The organism is Streptomyces gobiensis (assembly GCF_021216675.1).
Classification (GTDB): domain Bacteria; phylum Actinomycetota; class Actinomycetes; order Streptomycetales; family Streptomycetaceae; genus Streptomyces; species Streptomyces gobiensis.
In genome coordinates, this window is record NZ_CP086120.1 from 1,462,813 (window position 1) to 1,481,230 (window position 18,418).

Here is an 18,418-nt window from a genome sequence, read left to right on the forward strand (position 1 = left end):
GGGTATGGGCAGGTGAATCCATCCTGCCGTACGGAACGCCCCAGGCGGAAACCGGGGAGCGCCCGGACCCCCGGTTCCACCCCGGGCCCGGGCGGACCCCGCTGCGGCTACTCGTCGGTGTCGGCCGGTTCCGCCTTGTTGCGCCGCACCATCAGCACCGCTCCACCACCGAGGACCAGCAGCCCGAGGGCGACACCCACCAGCAGCGGGACATTACTGCTGTTGCCGGTCTCCGCGAGATTGACATCGCTGCCGCTGCCGCCGACCGTGACCGGCGTGGTCTGCACGGCGGTCCCCTTGTCATCACCGGAGCCGCTGGTCACCGTGGCGCAGTCAAGGACACCGGAGAAGGTCTGCGCAAAGCCATGCGGACCATTGATCGTGATCTTGTAAGCCTGATCCTCCTGGACCGGCACGGTCACCGTCTCCGTCTTCCCGGCCGGTGTCTCATACGACGCCTCGCCGAGGTTGAAGCTGAACGGCTCGTCGCCTTGGTTGCTGACGGTGATGTCCAGACCACCCGCCGCGCAGTTCTTCCGCGCGGAAACGGCCGGGACGGCGCCCTGGGCCGCCCAGTTCGCGGTGGCGGTCGCGGTGACCGTGGAGTCACTGGAACCGGCGAGGATCTGGGTCTGGCTGATGGCGTGCTCACCTATACCGGTGAACGCCCGGCCGACCGGCACCGTGGTGGCCCCCTGCACGGTCAGCGAGGTGAAGGCTGCCTCCGCGTCCGCGGGAACGTCGAACCACAGCTGGTCACCATCGGCGGCCGTGGTGATCTCCTTGCCGTCCCGGCCGACGATCCGCACTCCGTGCGACGCGGCGTCCGGAGCCGGGACGACGCTCGTGCGCTGAGCGGTGGTACGCACCGTGACCGGGCCGAGCCGCTCGCCGGGCTTGCCGGAGACGGCGGGCGGGTCGAGGGACAGTGAGGCCCTGGGCTCGGTGAGGTTCTTCGCCGCCTTCTCCAGATATCCGGCGAGCTTCTCGGCGTTCTTGTCGACCGCCGAGACATCCGCGCCGTCCGAGTAGCGCCAGATCGCCACCTGGGTGCCCGCGGCGGCGGTCTGCGGGGTGAGCTGGCGGGCGCCCGACTTCTTGGCGAGCGCGGCGAGGTCATCCACCTGCGGGTAGGAGTTCTGCAGGATCCAGCGGATCCTGCCCGCGTCGGGGTTGTCGTGCAGCGACGAGGTCTGCCAGGGCACCTCCTGGTACTGCGCCTGCTCCTGCGTCGGGTTGTGCATATCGATGCAGTAGGTCTGCAGACTTCCACCGCCCGCGACAGACATCTCGAAGAGGCCTGCGCCGGTCTCGGTCGTCTCACCGTCCTCGCGGACGATGGCCTGGTCGTACACCTTCAGGCCGTCCAGGACAGCGGTGGCGCCGTCCGACGACGGGGCCGAGCCCAGGGGCTCCTCGGCCGCCGCCGGTCCCGCACCCGCTACCGCCCCGACCGCCGCGAGCAGTCCGGATGCCAACGCCGCGGCCACGCGACGGGTGGCGGCCCGTCCGCGTATCGAGATCATGCTTGTCCCCTCATCAGCCCCGTCACCAACAACCCCCGTCATCAACCCCGTGAAATCTACGGGGGATCGTAGAGAGCAGGCGCACCATGATCCCCACGATTCACCCCTGCTACGCGTACCGACTCAGAATCGTTATCGTCGAATGCCGCGAATGAGGATCTTCACGGCGTGGGAATGGGCTCCGGCCGCTGTCCGGAAAGCCCGGGTTTCACATGCTCAACACGAGCGAACGCCGAGGTACCGCGGGACAGATCGTGGCCAATCGTGATCGCGTCGATGCTTGTATCCGACCAGCGCCGCCCATCCCGCTCCCCGTCCTGCACGCGCAACTTCCCCTGTACGACCAGTGGTTCACCGATCGTCACCGACGCCTTCGCGTTCCGCGCGAGCGACCGCCACGCCCATACCGTGTAGAAGCTGGTGTACGCGTCCGTCCAGCCGCCCCGCTCACGGTCGAAGCGGCGCACCGTCGTCGCCAGCCGGAAGCGCACCACCGGGATACCTCCCGAGGTCTCCCGGAAGTCCAGCTCCGTCGCGGCGTTTCCCACCACCGTCACCATGGTCTCGTTCACACCGAACGCCCCCTGTTCGCCCTGTTCGCCGTTCTCAGGTGAACTCATCGTGCCCCAGCGCCCAGTTCCCCGCTGACGCCTGTGGACTACCCGCCGGTTGTGGACAGTTCCGTTACCGCCTGGCCCCCGTGCGGTCCCCCCGCCGCGATCACGTACTGCCCCCGTACCTCGCTGTACCGCATCAGCTCCGCCGCTACCGGCTCCAGCACCCGCGCCCGGCCACATCCCGCCGCCAGCCGCCGCAACCGCTGCTCCTGCTCCAGCCCGTAGGCACGCGCGGGCCCCCGCGCCACCGCCCGGCATACCCACGCCAGCAGTGGCCCGCCCAGTGCGCCGCCCGCCAGCAGCGCGAACGGCAGCCAGCGGGTGGCTCCCACTCCCCCACCGAGCAGGCCCCCCAACAGCCAGCACACACCCACCAGTTGCAGCGCCAGCAGCGCGGCTTGCCCAACGGCCGCCGCGGTCCACCAGCGCGGCCGGGCCGGCCGCTGTGGGAGAGCCGCCTGCGCGACCGCCTCATCCAGCATCTCCGGCAGCCCCTCCGCCCCGCGCCAGGCCGCCTCGCGGACCGCCCTCGCCCAGGGCTCCGGCAGCCCGCGCGTCGCGTCGTCCGCCAGGGTCCGTACCGCCTGCACCACTACGGGCCGGGTCGCCGGATGCCCGGCGCTCGCCTCCGGGTCCGCCGCCGGAGGAGCCGCCAGCCGGTCACCACAGCGCTCCGACCGCCGCCGCGCATACCAGCGCACCAGCCCCGCCAAGGGCGTACCGCAGGCCCAGTCCGCTTGCCGCAGCCAGGTCCGCTCTGCGGTCTGCCCCACGGCGGTGGCCCCCGCGGCGTTGCCCAGCCGGTACTCGAACTCCTCGCGCACCCGCTCGGTCAGCCCCTGCGGACTGTGTGCCCCGTCCGCGATGAACACCGGTCGCAGCCGGTTCAGGGCCCCGTCCACATCCGCGGTCAGCCGCCGCGCGGCCGCCGCGCGGCCGGCCACCAGCTCCCCCAGCACCTCCTTGAGCTCCCCGACCCCGTCTCCCGTCAGCGCGGAGAGCGCCAGCACCTGCGCCCCCGGTTCGCCGTGCTCGCCCAGCGCCATGCCGTCCTCGTCCAGCAGCCGCCGGAGATCGCCCAGCACCTCGTCGGCGGCCTCACCGGGCAGCCGGTCAACCTGGTTGAGCACGACATAGGTCACCTCGGCGTGTCCCGCGTAGGGCTTGAGGTAGTTCTCATGCAGCACCGCGTCTGCGTACTTCTCCGGGTCGACCACCCAGATCACGGCATCCACCAGGCGCAGCAGCCGGTCGACCTGCTCACGGTGGTCCGTCAGCACGGAATCGTGGTCGGGCAGATCGAGCAGTACGAGCCCGCGCAGCCCGTCGTCCCGCAGATGGGCCCGCCGCCGGGACCGGGGCGGCACCGCGAGCCGTTCCAGCAGGCCGTCGGCGCCGCCACCGTCCCGCTCAAGCGTCTCCCACACACAGGCCACCGCCGTGGCCGTGGTCGGTCGCCGCACCCCCGCTTCGGAGAGCTGCGCACCGGCCAGCGCGTTGAACAGGGTCGATTTGCCGCTGCCGGTCGCCCCGGTGATGGCCACGGTCGTATACGCCCGGGACAGCCGCCCGCGCGCCCCGGCCTCTTCCAGCACCCGCACGGCCTCGGCCAGCTGCTGCGGCTCCAGCCGGGTCCGCGATACCCCGACCAGCTCCCGCAACGCGTCCAGCCGCTCCCCCAGCCCGCGTTCCCGTCCCGGGTGAGGCAGCCCGGGTGGCACCGGCCGGCGCAGCGCCTCGGGCTCGTACGCCCCCAGCGGCTCCGGCTCCCCCTCCACCCCGGGCCCCTGCTCCTGCTCCCGCCCCGGCCCCTGTCCCTCTCCTTCTCCTGATCTCTCTCCCTGCTTCTGTTCGCGATCCCGCTCCGGCCCGGTGCCTGGCCGGGCCCGACGGGCGATGAGCCCGTCGTCCCAGGCCCGGTCGTCGTCTGCTGTGTCGGCCGTGTCGGCCGTACGAACGTCCCCCAGCGATCCGGACACCCCGGTCACCTCTCCTTCTGCAGTACGGACAGTGCGGCGATCAGCTCCACCTGCTGGTCGGGGCTGGTATCCAGCTCGCTGAGCGGGACCAGCCGCCGGTCCCGCTCACCGTGCAGGGCCCGCTGCAGATACGTATGGAGGAGCCGGGCGCCGCGTTCCTGGAGCTGGGCCGCACCGGGAGCGCTCAGGATGTCGGCCAGGGCCTCACCCGCCCCCCGGCCCTGTGGGCCGCCGAGCTGGACCGCGGCCAGCAGGGCACCGGTCTCCTCGGCGGTGGCCGGTCCACGGCCGTCCGACTCGTACGCCTCCTCGGCCAGCTCTTCGACGCAGCGCCGCCAGCGCCGTACGAGCAGACCCATCCGTTCGGCGGTGGCCGAAGCCTCGGCGCAGATGTCCTCCGGCACCCCGGCGGCGCCCGGCTCATCACGCCAGGCCTGGCTGATCTGCTCCTCGGCCGCGCCGACCGCTCCGGCCAGCAGCGCGGTGAGCCCTTCGGCACAGGCGTCCAGGAACTCAGCGCCGCCGCTGTCGGTGGGGAAGCCGCGCCAGTGTGCGAAGGCCTCGCCCGCCAGCAGTTCCCCGGCGGCCAGCTGACGCCGCACTCGCTCACCGGCCGCGTCGTACGCGTCGTCGATGTACTGCATCAGCCGCAGCATGGCGGCATGCTGGGCGGCGACCCCACCGGCGAGCCCCGGGACCCGGCCACTCAGCGAGGACAGCGCACCATGGGCGGTACGGCCCGCCGCAACCGCTCGGGCGCGGGAGTCGGTGGCGCGGTGGGCCAGCCAGGCGCGCAGCCCCTCCACGGCGTTGGCGGGCAACAGCCCGGAGCCTCCGCCAGCGGACTCGGGCAACTCGGGGATGGTGAAGCGGGGAATGTCGCCGAGCCCGGCACGGTCGAGCAGGGCGGCGTACTGCCGGGAGATCTCGGCGGCGATCTGGTGCGGCACCCGGTCCAGCACGGTGGCGAGGGTGACGTCGTACTCCTTGGCGGTACGCAGCAGATGCCAGGGCACCGCGTCCGCGTACCGCGCGGCGGTGGTGACCAGCACCCAGATATCGGCGGCACAGATCAGCTCGGCGGCCAGCTCGCGGTTGGCGGCGACGAGAGAGTCGATATCGGGGGCATCGAGCAGCGCCAGCCCCGGGGGCAGCGCCTGATCACTCTCGATACGCAGCGCGAGCCGCCCGTCGGCCGACTCCCCCGAGCTGCCCTCAACCACACCGCCCTCAGCCTCGTCACCCGGCTCCTCATCGCCGGTCCCATCACCTGGCTGGGACGTCCACACCCGGCCCAGCCGGGGCAGCACCCGCTGCCCGGCAAACCAGTGGTGGTCATCGGGGTGGCACACCAGCACCGGTGTCCGGGTGGTGGGCCGCAGCACCCCGGCCTCGCTGACCCGCCGCCCGATGAGCGAATTGACCAGCGTCGACTTCCCCGCGCCCGTCGATCCCCCGATGACGGCGAGCAGCGGTGCGTCGGGCTCACGCAGCCGGGGCACCAGATAGTCATCGAGCTGCGCCAGCAGCTCGGCCCGGGACCGGCGTGCATGCTCGGCGCCGGGCAGCGGCAGCGGAAAGCGGGCAGCGGCGACGCGGTCACGCAGCGCGACCAGCGCGTCGAGCAGTTCAGTCCGTGCTTCCAAGATCGCCACAAGGTGTAGAATGCCCAACTTTAGGGCGTTTTTGAAGCGCATTCCCTCGGGAATGCCCCTTTTTGACCCCTGCGGCAGACGAGACGGGCGCGGCGGTAGGCATAACGAGTGCACAACAGCCGCCCACTGTGCCGCGGAAACTGGTGCATGAATCGCACTTGCCTGCGATTATCAGAGCGCTTCACTGAACCTCCACAGGGTGTCGCGGACGTGAAGCAACCAGGAGCAACCAGCCGGGCCCTTATCCTTGTGCAAGCAAGGTCATCCCGGGGGCTCCGCCCGTCCGCGATCGAGACCAGCCCCCGTAGCTCAGTGGATAGAGCAGGTGCCTTCTAAGCACTTGGCCGCAGGTTCGAGTCCTGCCGGGGGCGCACAGACAGCACGGTGCCGACCCTCCCTTCGGGGGGTCTTTTCGCTGGCTTCGGCTGATGCGGCTGACGGGGCGGCGCACGCTGCGGTCGCCCACCCCCTCCTTGACCTCTGCATCGGGGGTCGGTGTCTCAGACGCCCAGGACCACCTTGGCCGTGGTGAAGTAGATGATCAGACCGGTCGCGTCCACCAGGGTGGTGACCATGGGAGCCGAGACCACCGCCGGGTCGATACGGAGCCGTTTGGCCAGCAGCGGCATGGTGCCGCCGATGGTGGCCGCCCAGCCGCAGATGACCACCAGGGTGATGCCGACGACCACGGCGATCTGCACGCCGACGAACAGCGCTCCCACGACCACCCCGAGCAGGGCAAGCAGCCCGCCCAGCACCAGGCCGACGCGGCACTCGCGCCATATCACCTTCAGCAGGTCCGAGCCGCGTACCTCGCCGACCGCCAGGGCGCGTACGCAGGCGGTGGCGGCCTGGGCGCCCGCGTTGCCCCCGGCGCCGATGAGCAGCGGGATGAACAGGGCGAGCTGGGTCACCTGCTCCAGGGTGGCCTCGAAGGCGTCCGTGACGGTGACCGTCAGGGTCGCCGCGATCAGGAGCAGCATCAGCCACAGGGCCCGGTAGCGGGCGAGTTGCCAGACGGTGGCGGCCATATAGTGGCCGACCCAGGGGGTGGCACCGGCCTGCCGGGCCACGTCCTCGGTGTCGGCGGCCTCGATGACCTCAAGGGCGTCATCGATGGTGAGCAGTCCGACGAGCCGGTTCTCGCTGTCCACGACCGGCAGGTTCAGGTCGTTGGTCTCGCGCATCAGCCGGGCGGCCGTCTCAGCGGAGTCGGTGGCGCGGGCGAACGCCGGTTCGGTGACGACCAGCTCCGCGACCATGGTCTCCGGCGGGCTGAGCACCAGCTCCCGTAGCTCCACGACGCCGGTCAGCCGCCGTCCGTGGTCCACCACGGGGAGCGTGTACACGGTCTCCGCGTGGGCGCCCTTGGCGCGTACGGTCCGCAGCGCCTGCTCGACGGTGAGGTCCTGCGGCAGCGCCACGACCTCGGGGGTCATATAGCGGCCGACCGAGCCCTCCGGGTAGCCGAGCAGTGCGGCGGTCATCCGCCGTTCATGCGCGCTCAGCCCGGCGAGTACTCGCTTGGCGACCTTGGCGGGGGCTTCCCGCAGCATCCGGGCCCGGTCGTCCGGGTCCATGCCCTCGACGATTTCGAGGAAGGTGTGATCGCGCAGCCCTTCCAGGATCTGCTGCTGGTCGACCGGCTCCAGCTCCTCGAAGACGTTCAGCGCCCGGTCCTTGTCCAGCAGCCGGAAGGCCATGCCCGCATGCACCGCGTCCATCCGGGCGAGCTCATCGGCGATCACATGCGGTGGATGTGTCTCCAGCCATTCCAGGGCAGCGTGCAGCTGCTGACTGTCGACTATTTCCTGCAGCGACTCGGGGAGTTCCGGGTGCAGCTCTTCGGGCAGGTCTGTCTGCGGCATGGGAGAGTCCTCAGCACAGCGGTGAGATCGACGACGGGCACCGGGGGCACACCGCGGGCACCGCTCACTGTCCCACTGCTAGACCAGGAAAAGGGCGGTGCCGCGCGGTGTTCGACTAGGAGGCTCGCTACGCATCGCAGCACCACCTCCGCTCTACCGCCGCCGCCAGTCCACCGCGCTACCGCGCGCGAATCACCGTTGAAGGATACAACGGCTGGACGGTGTACAGCGGCCACTCATGACCGTGGCTGACCGAGAACGGGTTGTCCGAGCACGGGTTGTCGGAGTACGGGTTATCCGAGCACGGTCACTCCTTTCAGCCTGTCCTCCCGCAGCAGCTGCCACATATGGCGGCGCCGCAGCTTTCCGCTGGAGGTCCGCTTGAGCAGACCGCGTCGCCCGGCTACCAGGGTGAGGGTGGGCTCGGTCCCGAGCTCGCCGCGCAGCATCCGGGTGACATCCGCGGTCCAGCTGCCCGGGGCGGCCTCGGCGAAGACGGTCAGTCCCGCCCGGCCGCCGTCGTTGAACGCCACAACGGCGACCTGCGTCCGGTCAAGACCGGCCGCGTCGGCGACCTTGGCGTCCAGGTCCTCGACATACACGCTGCGGCCACGGAGCTTGAGGCTGTCCCCCATCCGGCCCAGGACAAAGAGGTCACCGCCGTGCAGGAAGCCCACGTCACCGGTGCGCAGTTCGCCGTCGGCAAAGCGGGTCGTACCGCTCATACAGCCGCCCTGGTACCCCTGGGCCACGGAGCCACCTGTGACGACGATCTCCCCGAGGCAGCCGTCCGGCAACGGCTCGCCCCGCTCGTCGAGTACGCGGATCCGGACACCGTCCCCGTCCTGCGGGCGGCCATGTCCGACCAGCCAGCCGGCCCCCGGTGTGAGGGGCGCGGCCCCGCCCAGCTCCGCTGTCTCCGCCAGCGCTACGGTCCGGCCGAGCCGCAGGCCGGACCAGTCGGGGCGTACCACCGTGACCGGGGCGCGGGCACCGGTCACCGCGAGGGTGTTCTCCGCCAGCCCGTAGGACGGCACATAGGTGCTGGGTGAGAAACCGGCCGGTTCCGCGAGGTGCGTGAAGGTGTCGAGCGCCACCGGGTCGACCGGCTCGGCGCCGACACAGACGCTGCGCCACCCGGACAGATCCAGGGCGGCCCAGTGCTGGGGCCGCAGCCGCCGGGCCGCGTAGGCGAAGGCGTAGGAGGGAGCGGCCGAGTGCGCCGCCCGCCCCGGCGTGAGGCAGGCCAGCCAGCGCGCGGGGTCGCGGATGAACTGCTCGGGCCGCATCAGCCAGAGGTCACCCTGCTCGGCGACGGGGAAGAGACAGCAGCCGATCAGTCCCATGTCGTGGTGGAGGGGCAGCCAGGAGGCGAGGCCGTCGCCGTCCCGCCAGCCGATCAGCCGGTGCTGCAGCACCCGGTTGGCTGCCAGGTTGGACCAGGAGACGCGAACGCCGCGCGGACGCCCGGTGGAGCCCGAGGTGAACTGGAGCAGGGCGATCCCGTCCGGGGGCGGTGCCGCGGCTGCGTCACCGCCCCCGGGGATGCCGCCGCCCTCGTACGGGATCCAGGGCGGGTCCGTACGGCCCGCCCGGTCCATCGCGCGGGCGGTCAGCGGGGCGTACTCCTCGCCGGTCACCACCAGGGCGGGGGTGGCCTGTTCAAGGATGGCGGCGATGTGCTCCGTATAGGGGCCCTCGCCCTGGAAGGACGGCGTGGGAAGTGCGGAGACCGTGGCGCCCGCCGCCCAGGCCCCGTACATCGCGGTGAGGAAGTCCCGGCTGGTGGGCAGGATCAGACAGACGGTGTCCCCGGGGCGTACCCCGCTCGCCCGCATCCGGCCGGCGACCCGGCGGGCGGACAGCGCGAGCTCCCGGTAGGGCACGAAGTCCCAGCCTCCGGCGGCGTCGGCGAAACGCACACCCCGGTGCGGGTGCGGGTTCAGCAGCCATCCGGTGATCATCTCCCGTCACCCCTTCGTCAGGTTCGTCAGGTTCGTCAGGTTCGGCACGCGGGGCAGGAAGCGTCCGGTCCCGCTGGCGTATGCGCGGTACTCCGCCCCGAACTCGGAGGCGCTGAGGCGCCGTTCCTCCCGGGCGGCGGTGGCGGTCAGCGCGGCGATGCCGTAGCCGGTGACGGCGAGGGTGATGCCGTGCGGGAAGAGGACCGCCGCGGCAAGGAAGGCCAGCAGGAAGGCGGTGTAGAAGGGGTGGCGTATCCGGCGGTAGGCGCCATAGGTGACCAGATGGCGCGGTGCGTCGTCCTCCTGGTGCCACAGCGCTACGGGGATGCGGTGGGTGCCCAGGGTCAGAAAGATCAGGGCGATGGAGGTGACGCTCAGCGCGATCGAGGCGAGCCCCAGCCCGCCGCGCCAGGTGTCCGGGGCGAGCGACCGCCAGTCGAGCGCGGCGGCGCCGAGGAGGCAGAGCGGGCCCAGCCCGAAGGGTGTGGCAGTCAGCCACCACTTGGCGTTGAAGCGGCCGTCCGCACGGAAGAAGAACCGCGGGAGCGCGCCGATGACGGCGAAGTTCAGGATGAGCAGGAAGAGGGCGTGGGCGTCCATGGAGGTTTGAGTGTCCTTCCGGGCTTCTGGGCTCCTGGGCTTCTGAGCTTCTGGGGTGTGCTCCGGGGCGGGTCAGACCTGCGCGGTGGGCTTCTCGGTCCGTTCCAGGACCCGTGGCGTGGTGTGGCGTTGTCCGGGGAGCCACCAGTTCCAGCGGCCCATCAGCTGCATGGCGGCCGGCACGACGATGAGCCGGATGACGGTGGCGTCGATGGCGATGGCCAGGGCGAGGCCGAGGCCGAGCTGCTGGATCGGCATGATGCCGGTGAGCGCGAAGGCGCCGAAGACCGCGACCATCAGCAGCGCGGCTCCGGAGATCAGTGGCGCGGTGCGGGCCATCCCCGCCGCCACGCTGCTGGCGTTGTCCGCGCCGCTGTCGTACTCCTCGCGGATACGGCGGAGCAGGAAGAGTTCGTAGTCGGTGTTGAGGCTGAACAGAATGGCCAGCAGCAGGATCGGTACGAAGTTCTGCAGATAACCGAACTGGTCGACGCCGAAAAGCGCGCTGCCCAGGCCGGTCTGGAAGACCAGGACGAGCACGCCGTAGGTCGCACCGAGGGACAGCAGGTTGATCGCGATGGCCTTCACCGGGAGCAGCAGCGAGCGGAGGGTCACCAGGAGCAGCAGATAGATGACCGCCAGCATGGCCAGGACCACCGCCGGGAGCGCGTCCCGGATCGCGGCGTTGGCGTCCACGCCTTCCGCGGTCTCCCCGCCGGTCACCGCGCGCAGCCCGGCGCCGTCCAGCCGGCTGGTCTCGGCGCGGAGAGTGGTGAGGAGTTCCCGGGAGGAGTCGGCCGAGGCGTAGTCGTCCCCGATGACCTCCAGCACCAGCGTGCGCCGGTCGGCGGAGACATAGTGGTCGACGGTGGCCCGGACGTCGGCGGGCATACGGTCGTACGTGGCCGGTCCGAGTGCCGCGAGGGGGTCCCCAGGACTGATGGACTCCAGAGCCTGGAACGGTGAGTTGACGGCCGTGACGTGCGGCAGTGCGGACAGCCGGCGCTGGAGGGCGCTGATCTGCTGGCGGCCGCTGGTCTCGGTCAGCGGGACTTCAGAGGTGATAACCACCTGGTGCGGGGAAGCGGTGCCCGGCCCGAACTGGTCACGCATGGCCTCAAATCCCTGCCGGACCGGGGACGACTCCGGCACGATCCGCGCGTCCGGGGTGAAGGTGCGCAGCTCGACCGAGGGCACGGCGAGCAGCAGCAGCGCGGCGGTCGCTACGGTCAGGAAGGGCACCGGGCGGCGCATGATCTGCCGGGCCACGCGCGCCCAGCGGCGTCCCCGGTCATCCGTGGCCCAGCGCCGCAGGGGCGGTCGGCCCCACCGGATCCGGTCGCCGATCAGCACCAGCACCAGGGGCAGGACCAGGACGCTGGCCAGGGTGGCGAAGGCGACCACGACGAGGATGCCCAGCGCGATGGACTGAATGACGTTCAGATCCACCAGGAACAGGGTGGCCATGGCGGCGATGATGACCAGTCCGGAGAAGATGACCGTCCGGCCGCTGGTGCGCAGGGTGGTGGCCAGGGCCGCCGTACGGTCACGGGCGCGGCCCAGTGCATCGCGGCCCGGTTCATCACGACCCAGTTCATCGAGGTACCGGGAGATGATGAAGAGCGAGTAGTCGACGCCCACCCCGATGCCGATCATTGTGGCGGCGTTCTGGACGAAAATCGACAGCTCGTAGTGGCTGGCGACGATGGACATCACCCCAAAGGTGAGGACGATCGCGGTCACCGCGACCACACAGGAGACCACCGCCGCCATGACGCCCCGGTAGAGCAGCAGCAGAATCGCCAGGATCAGCGGGAAGGCGAGGAGTTCGGCCTTGTACAGCCCTTTCTCGCTGAGCCCGTTGATCTCACCCCAGAAGTTCCCGGCGCTGACCATCGCCACCCGCAGGCCCTGTGGTGCGTAGCGGTCGTCCAGCTCCTGCTGCACCTCGGGCAGCACCCGGCGGGCCGTGCCATCGTCCAGCGCCAGCGCGACAAAGGTGACGGCGGTACGGTCGTCCTTGCCGATGAAGTCCGTACGGGACGGTTCCGTACGGGACAGTGAGGACCGCTGCGACAGCGTGGACCAGCCATAGCTGCCGGTGGTCTCCAGCCTTGGGTCGCCGATGACTTCCTTCGTGGCCGCCGCGACCCGCCGCTCGAACTGACGGCTCTCCGGGCCGCTCGCCGTGTTCCGCTCGTCCCGCACGACCACCGTGACATTGCTGGCGCCCCGGTCGGCGAAGCCCGAACGGGTGGCCTGCGCCGCCTGCTCGGACTGCGATCCGGGTACGTACCAGCCGCCCCCGCTCAGCCGGTCCGGCAGCGCGAGCGCCCCCAGACCGGCCACGGTGAGCGTGGCGAGCCATAACGCCAGCAGCGGCCAGCGAAACCGGTGCAGGGCCCAAATGAATCGCTCTGGCATCGATCGTTGCGGCATCAGTGGCTCCGGTGCACAAGGTCGGCCAGTTCGCCCAGCGTGGTGACCTCGCGCAGCTCGACATCGGTGAACATCGCGTCGAACTCCTCCTCCAGATCCACGGCCATTTCGACCAGCCGGAAGCTGTCGGCGGCGAGTTCGCGCAGGGTGGTCCCGGGCGTGAGCTCCTCGACCGGGATGGACAGCGTCTTGCTGATGCGCTGGGCGACCTCATCGAACGTGATGGCTGGCACAGGGGTGTTCCTTCCGCGGGTGGCCGGGGCCGGGTGGAAGGCCGCGGCGATGGACAGATGGGCGTCGCCGAGCCGGGCTGTGGCGTAGCCGAAGACGGTGTGCCGCGCCGGTCCCCGGGCGCGGCCGCTGCGGGCCGCCGCGTGGTGTGTGGAGTAGTCCCGCAGCAGGGTGTGCCGGTTCCCCGGGTTGGCCTTGAACAGCGCTTCCTTGACCGTCCACAGCCGGATCTGTTCGGTGGCGCGCGCGGCAGCGGGGACGGTGGACAGCCAGGCGCGCTCGCGCTCATCGAGAAAGAAGCGCGCGGCGTCCGCGGGCGCCTGCCGGTCCCGTTCAATATCAACACCGATACCCACGAGGTGCCCCCACCTTCCTCGGGGGCCTGGGGGCGAAGCCCCCAGTTTTCGGGAAGGGGAGGGACAGGGGTTGATCCCTCCCACCGCCACCGCCGCCACCCCGGCGCCCGTGGTGTGGGTGAGCGAGATCCGGGGGTGCGGGAAGGTGTAGCGGGAGGTGTCGGGCGAGACCCCGGTCAGGCCGAGCAGCAGCTTCAGGGCGTGCCGGGAGGCGAGCCACTGCTCTTTACGGGCCTGACCGGGGAGTGCGGAGTACCGCTTCCGCTCCGGTGGGGTCAGGTTGGCTTCGGGGAGCGGGCGCCGTGCGCAGACGGCCAGTACGCGGATCATCGGGGTCACCGAGGTCACCGAGGATCCGTAGCGCGGAGGAAGCCGATGCGTTCTCCGTACTCGGCGAGGGTCTTGGCGTAAATCTCCTCGTCGGCGGCGGTGAACCGGGCCAGGGCCGCGTCGATGCGTTCCTGGCCGTACCGCTGCGCCATCTGCTGGAGCGCTTCACGCACGTATTTCACATGCCAGCGCTCATCCTCCATGATCGTCTCAATGGTCTGCCGAATCCGTGGGTGGGTGTCCGGGGCTCGCAGATGCAGCTGGTACTGGCCGATCACCCGCTTCTCGAAGACCTGCGTGATCGCCATGACCTCCATCAGGCTGGTGGGCAGCCCGACGGCCTCCAGATACTGGTCCTGGTAGCTGCCGGGCAGCTTGGCCGCATGGTGGCCAAGGTCCTCGATGCACTCCGTCCAGTGCTGGGCGTGCTGGGCCTCATCGGCGAAGTGGTGTGTCACATCGGCCTGGAGCGGGCTGGGGCGCAGGGTGCGTGCGACCCGGCCGAAGAACAGCGCACCGTTGATCTCCGACGAGCGGTAGAAGCTGAGCAGCCACAGGTCATTCTCGGAAAGAGTCACTGGTTCTCCTCGGGCCGGCGGCCCCACCGCGACTCGATGAGCCGGGTGCAGGTGGCTTCCGCCAGCGCGATCGGGTCGGGGGCGGCGTAGCCGGGCCATGCGGCCCGTAACGCCTCATTGCGGAAGGTCTTCGGCAGATACAGCTGGGCCGCGAAGGGCGACAGCGATGCCATCGACTGATGGAGCACTCCCGCGCGCAGCAGATCGGCGGCGCTCACCAGATCCTCGAAGCTCTCCCGGTCGCAGCGGATGGGCCGCAGCAGCCCGCGTCGCCGGAAGCGCTCATCGCGCTCGAAGACGCTGAAGGCGGTGTCGATGATCTCGCCGAGCGTCGCGGTGTCCGCCGGACCGGGACAGACGTGGTAGACGCCAGGGGCGACTTCGGGGGCCAGCAGCCTGCTGATGGCGGCGGTGGTGAAGGACGCGGTGGCCAGGGCGAGCGGCGTCGCCCGGTCACCGGGCAGCAGCGACAGCAGCCCGTAGTAGTAGAGCCGCAGGGTGTTGTGGAAGGCGTTGTACTGGGTGACCCGGCCGCTGTCGTCGTCGGCGACGAGCGTGGCCAGCCGGAATACGGACACCGGCAGCTCGCCTGCGGCGCTCAGCAGCCGGTTCTCGGCCTCCCACTTGGACCACTCGTAGTGGTTGACGAACCCGGCGTCGTCGAGCGGTTCCTCCTTGATGTCGCCCTGGTGCTGGCCCGCGGCGTAGAGCGTGGACAACACCGCCAGCCGCTGGAGGTTGTCGCAGCGGGCGGCGAAGGCACCCAGCCGGGCGGCGCCCTCGACATTGACGCTGCGCGCGATATCGGGCTCGACATTGAAGCGGGTGACCGCGGCCGTATGCACGATTCGGGTGACCTTGCCAGTGTCGATGTCCGCCAGCGGATCACTGTGGCGAAGGTCCGCGGCCACATACCGCACCCGGCGGTCCGTGCCCGGTCCGACCTCCCGGGCCAGCCGGGCCCGCTTGCCGGTGAGTTCGGCACCGCTCCCGGCGCGTACGGCCAGGATCAGATCGTCGTCGCTCTGCTGGACGAGGGCGGCGGCCAGCCGTCGGCCCAGATAGCCGTCCGCGCCCGTGATGACGGTGGTTCCCCTCATGCGGCGCCTCCCCACAACGTCGTCCGTACGTCCGCCGCGTGCTGCTCCAGGGCGGGCCAGTCGGCCGGTTCGGTGCCATGGCGGTCGGTGATCGCGTACAGCCAGCGTTCGATGCCGAAGGCCAGACAGCAGCTGTGGGCGGGCCTGTCGTCGCGTGTCAAACCGAACGCGGCGCCGAAATGGTCGTGGTGGCGGTTGAGCGAGGAGATGGCCAGGTCACTGCCGTATACCCCCTCGTGCTTCACCGGCTCCAGCCGCTGGAGGAGATGGCCCGGGCTGCTTTCCGGCCGGAAGAAGGGGTCGGTCGCCACGCGCCAGTCGAGCGGCAGATCGATCAGTTCGCAGAACATATCGAGCGCCGTCCGGGCTTTGGTGAGAAAGGCGACCGTCTCGGCGGGCGAGCCGATACAGACGATCTCCCGCATGGTGAAGCTGCTCAGCCGCCGCAGCGGCACATACCGCTCCTCCTGGCGGAAGCAGGTGTTGCGGGTGGTCAGACAGCGGGGACCGGTCAGGGTCTCGCCTCGATGACCGCTGTAGAGGTGGTAGCAGGCCGCCGGTGTCAGTATCTCTGTGACCGGCGCCAGTTCGGTCAGGGCGACATGGCCGTCCGGGCCGAGCACGGGGCCGTCCAGGAAGTTATCGAGGTTTGACTCCTCGGGGTGCAGCCTGGCCATAAAGGTCGCCTGATGTGGAAACGAGCGCAGATAGCCGGACGGCTGTACGTCCGTGGCGCGCAGCGCGGCCGGGTGGCGCTCCTCCTCGGCGTCCCAGATCCCGGCGAGCCGGGCCAAGGCACGGTCGCAGCTCTCCGCGAGCCGCAGCAGCGGTCCACGGAGAGCCAGCTGCCCGGACGGCCGCCAGGACAGACCAACGCGGGTCAGCGCGGCAAGCCGTTCGTCGTCCGTACCGGTGGCCGTCACCGTGCCACCCCCGCGCTGCCGAACCGCCGCACCATGGTGTCGATATCGCGGAAGTCCCCGGGTCCCAGCTCCGCCACATCGATGGGTGAACCGCACAGCCGCTCCAGGAGCAGCAGCAGTTCCGGCAGATGTACGGACCTCAGGTGCCGCTCCTCGAAGAGGGGGGTGAAGTCGGTGATCTCACCGACGGCGGGGCCATGGTGGTCGGTTGCCTTCTTACGCACCCAGGAGCGCAGACCGTCCCGGATCTTCTGGTCAGAACGCATCGGTCGGCTCCTCATGGAAGATGCCGGTGTCACACAGGAACGTCACGACCTTCTGGGACACCGCGCGCCGGTGCTCCTGCTGTGCCGGCGCCGACCAGGCCTGTTCGGCGGTTTCCCAGGGAGCGGCAAGGCCGGCGTCGGCATAGACATCGGGGTTGTAGTACTCACGCCAGGAGGCCACCAGAAACTGCCCCAGATCATCGCGCAGTTCCGCCACTGTGGCCGCGTCCCAATTCGGCTGGCACGCCTCCCACAGGGCGGTCACGAGCCGTCGGCCGAAGATGAGATGCCGTGACTCCTCGAAGTGGTGGTTGGAGTTGATGAACCGGGCCACCGGATGGAGCCGGTCATCGCGGCCCTGCACCCAGTTGTAACGATCCACGATCTCCTCGAAGATCATGGTCTTGGTGAAGAAGAGAAAGTCTTCAATATCGCGGGCTCGGGGCTGTGCGAAGGCGAGCTGACGGCTTCTGTATACCTTCGCGTAGCGAGTGCAGAACCGGCCGAAGTAGATGCTGTGTTTGTTCTCCTCGTCAAGGAAATGGTGCAGATACGGTGCCACACTGAGCAGATCCTTGCGGTACAGCCGTTCCGCCAGGCCCTGCATAAGCGTCTTCTCGCCGTGGATGTTGAGGCTGTAGAAGTTCGCGGCCTCCAGAAAGGCCAGCCGTCGCCGCGCGGGATTGTCGAGCGCTTCCCACCGCGGGGTGCCGTACAGACTCACATACTCCGGGGTGCTGAACCACTCCTCCTCGGGCCGGACTTCTTCCGGCCACTCCACCGAGGTGTAGGGGTTCTGATACGAGCGCTCGGACAGCTCACTGAGCCTGGCCACGGTGTCATCGAGCGAGGCAAGCGCCTCGGCCAGCCGGGTGCCCGGCCGCTGCTGCGGGGTGGTCATACCGATGCCCCCTCGTTGGCCTCGTTCGCTTCGGTGGTCTCGATGGCCTCGGTGGTCTCGATGGCCTCGGTGGCTTCAAGGACGACGCACTGCCAGTTCAGCCCGAATCCGGCCATGATCAGAGCGATCCGCTGTCCGGCCCGTATCCGTCCGGAGTCCCGCAGCCGCATCAGGTTGATGATGTTGTCGGCGGAGATGACATGGCCGGCATCGGGCAGGGACGCATGGACGACCCTGTCGAAGTCCACCTTGAGCAGCCGGGACAGGATCCGCCAGGCCATCTCATTGGTGTTCTGGGTGACGACCCAGTCGAGGTCCCCGGCGGTCAGCCGGGCGCGGGCCAGCGTCTCGCGGACGAGCCGGTGGGTGTAGGCGAAGTAACTGCCGACGGTCTCATCATCCCCGGCCAGCCCCATTCCACCGTTGGTGATCTGGTGTGCGGTCACCAGCCGGAAGGCCGCGGGCCGCCGGGTCACCACACATGCGGCGGCGCCATCGGAGATGAGGTTGTACGCCTGCTCATACAGCGCCCCCTCGGGGAAGCGGTCAGCGGTCACACACAGCACCCGCTGCCAGTCCGGCTCAGCCTGAAGCATCGCACCGGCCAGCCGCAGCGATCCGAGCATCGCCGTGCAGGCCTGCTGGTTGAGCCCGATGACCACCGCCTTCTCCAGGCCGAAGTCGGCTTGCAGCCTACTGGCCGGGAAGTCCATCAGGTGCTTCACATCCCGGCTGCGCGCCCAGTCGGCCCGGTCAGCGACGTTGCCGTTGCCGGGCAGACAGGTCGCGTAGACGATCGCGTCAACCTCGCCCAGCTCTCCGGAGTCGGCGAGCTGGGCGGTGACCCGCTTCGCCAGGTCGTAGGCGCTGGTCGTCGGCTCACAGATGTGATGCCAGCGGAAGCCCGCGGACTCCAGGTCCCGGGCAGCCGAGACAAGACGGCCCGCCGCGGCGGTTTCACCGATAAGGACTTTACGTTCCCCTAAGGTATAGACGAATGAGTCGACGAACACATTGACCACGGGATCTCCCCCAGAACACGCTTGCGCACTATGGGCTTCATTGAAAGTGGAAGCTGGGCTTCT

General features: G+C 69.9%; 15 protein-coding genes and 1 tRNA gene. 1 reads left to right on the forward strand and 15 read right to left on the reverse strand.

Features of this window, described 5'->3' with window-relative positions; genetic code table 11:
• Positions 1-107 precede the first annotated feature (107 nt).
• From test1122_RS06790 to test1122_RS06805, 4 genes are all read right to left on the reverse strand, one after another.
• Positions 108-1,526, reverse strand: coding sequence for a Cys-Gln thioester bond-forming surface protein (locus test1122_RS06790; protein WP_232268252.1), 1,419 nt, complete (start codon positions 1,524-1,526; stop codon positions 108-110).
• Between the two features lie 161 nt (positions 1,527-1,687).
• Complete coding sequence (locus tag test1122_RS06795) at positions 1,688-2,146, reverse strand: single-stranded DNA-binding protein (RefSeq protein ID WP_232268253.1); 459 nt, start codon at positions 2,144-2,146, stop codon at positions 1,688-1,690.
• A 38-nt stretch (positions 2,147-2,184) separates the two neighbouring features.
• Positions 2,185-4,122, reverse strand: coding sequence for a GTPase (locus test1122_RS06800; protein ID WP_338423519.1), 1,938 nt, complete (start codon positions 4,120-4,122; stop codon positions 2,185-2,187).
• 5 nt (positions 4,123-4,127) lie between these two features.
• Positions 4,128-5,768, reverse strand: coding sequence for a dynamin family protein (locus tag test1122_RS06805; RefSeq protein ID WP_232271797.1), 1,641 nt, complete (start codon positions 5,766-5,768; stop codon positions 4,128-4,130).
• 307 nt (positions 5,769-6,075) lie between these two features.
• Between test1122_RS06805 and test1122_RS06810 the strand changes: the two genes are divergently transcribed.
• A tRNA-Arg gene (locus test1122_RS06810) sits at positions 6,076-6,148 on the forward strand.
• Positions 6,149-6,277: 129 nt separating this feature from the next.
• Here the strand turns inward: test1122_RS06810 and mgtE are convergent.
• From mgtE to test1122_RS06865, 11 genes are all read right to left on the reverse strand, one after another.
• Positions 6,278-7,645, reverse strand: a complete 1,368-nt coding sequence (gene mgtE / locus test1122_RS06815; protein WP_232268255.1) for a magnesium transporter — start codon at positions 7,643-7,645, stop codon at positions 6,278-6,280.
• Between the two features lie 293 nt (positions 7,646-7,938).
• Positions 7,939-9,609 (reverse strand): AMP-binding protein, encoded by a 1,671-nt coding sequence (locus test1122_RS06820; RefSeq protein WP_232268256.1) that lies wholly within the window; start codon positions 9,607-9,609, stop codon positions 7,939-7,941.
• 6 nt (positions 9,610-9,615) lie between these two features.
• Complete coding sequence (locus test1122_RS06825; protein ID WP_232268257.1) at positions 9,616-10,209, reverse strand: methyltransferase family protein; 594 nt, start codon at positions 10,207-10,209, stop codon at positions 9,616-9,618.
• Positions 10,210-10,281: 72 nt separating this feature from the next.
• The gene (locus test1122_RS06830; RefSeq protein ID WP_232268258.1) at positions 10,282-12,633 is read right to left on the reverse strand and encodes an MMPL family transporter; all 2,352 of its coding nucleotides are present in this window, start codon (positions 12,631-12,633) and stop codon (positions 10,282-10,284) included.
• 14 nt (positions 12,634-12,647) lie between these two features.
• Positions 12,648-13,583 carry a 4'-phosphopantetheinyl transferase superfamily protein gene (locus tag test1122_RS06835; protein ID WP_232268259.1) on the reverse strand — a complete coding sequence of 312 codons (936 nt, stop codon included), beginning with the start codon at positions 13,581-13,583 and terminating at the stop codon, positions 12,648-12,650.
• A complete protein-coding gene (locus test1122_RS06840; protein ID WP_232268260.1) occupies positions 13,580-14,143 on the reverse strand; it encodes a ferritin-like domain-containing protein in 564 nt (187 codons plus the stop codon). Before test1122_RS06840 ends, test1122_RS06835 begins: the two co-directional genes overlap by 4 nt.
• Positions 14,140-15,243: an SDR family oxidoreductase gene (locus test1122_RS06845; protein WP_232268261.1), complete on the reverse strand. Its 1,104-nt coding sequence runs from the start codon at positions 15,241-15,243 to the stop codon at positions 14,140-14,142. The genes test1122_RS06840 and test1122_RS06845 overlap by 4 nt, the downstream gene beginning before the upstream one ends.
• The gene (locus test1122_RS06850) at positions 15,240-16,166 is read right to left on the reverse strand and encodes a class-II aminoacyl-tRNA synthetase family protein (protein WP_232268262.1); all 927 of its coding nucleotides are present in this window, start codon (positions 16,164-16,166) and stop codon (positions 15,240-15,242) included. Before test1122_RS06850 ends, test1122_RS06845 begins: the two co-directional genes overlap by 4 nt.
• Positions 16,163-16,432: an acyl carrier protein gene (locus test1122_RS06855; protein WP_232268263.1), complete on the reverse strand. Its 270-nt coding sequence runs from the start codon at positions 16,430-16,432 to the stop codon at positions 16,163-16,165. Before test1122_RS06855 ends, test1122_RS06850 begins: the two co-directional genes overlap by 4 nt.
• Positions 16,422-17,333: a diiron oxygenase gene (locus test1122_RS06860; protein WP_232268264.1), complete on the reverse strand. Its 912-nt coding sequence runs from the start codon at positions 17,331-17,333 to the stop codon at positions 16,422-16,424. Before test1122_RS06860 ends, test1122_RS06855 begins: the two co-directional genes overlap by 11 nt.
• A complete protein-coding gene (locus tag test1122_RS06865) occupies positions 17,330-18,355 on the reverse strand; it encodes a 3-oxoacyl-[acyl-carrier-protein] synthase III C-terminal domain-containing protein (protein WP_232268265.1) in 1,026 nt (341 codons plus the stop codon). The genes test1122_RS06860 and test1122_RS06865 overlap by 4 nt, the downstream gene beginning before the upstream one ends.
• Between the last annotated feature and the right edge of the window lie 63 nt (positions 18,356-18,418).

Coding starts and splice junctions, on each gene's coding strand:
- test1122_RS06860 (WP_232268264.1), bottom strand. CDS start 17,333: ATGACCACCCCGCAGCAGCGGCCGGGCACCCGGCTGGCCGAGGCGCTT.
- test1122_RS06820 (WP_232268256.1), bottom strand. CDS start 9,609: ATGATCACCGGATGGCTGCTGAACCCGCACCCGCACCGGGGTGTGCGT.
- test1122_RS06795 (WP_232268253.1), bottom strand. CDS start 2,146: ATGAGTTCACCTGAGAACGGCGAACAGGGCGAACAGGGGGCGTTCGGT.
- test1122_RS06790 (WP_232268252.1), bottom strand. CDS start 1,526: ATGATCTCGATACGCGGACGGGCCGCCACCCGTCGCGTGGCCGCGGCG.
- test1122_RS06830 (WP_232268258.1), bottom strand. CDS start 12,633: ATGCCAGAGCGATTCATTTGGGCCCTGCACCGGTTTCGCTGGCCGCTG.
- test1122_RS06855 (WP_232268263.1), bottom strand. CDS start 16,432: ATGCGTTCTGACCAGAAGATCCGGGACGGTCTGCGCTCCTGGGTGCGT.
- mgtE (WP_232268255.1), bottom strand. CDS start 7,645: ATGCCGCAGACAGACCTGCCCGAAGAGCTGCACCCGGAACTCCCCGAG.
- test1122_RS06825 (WP_232268257.1), bottom strand. CDS start 10,209: ATGGACGCCCACGCCCTCTTCCTGCTCATCCTGAACTTCGCCGTCATC.
- test1122_RS06845 (WP_232268261.1), bottom strand. CDS start 15,243: ATGAGGGGAACCACCGTCATCACGGGCGCGGACGGCTATCTGGGCCGA.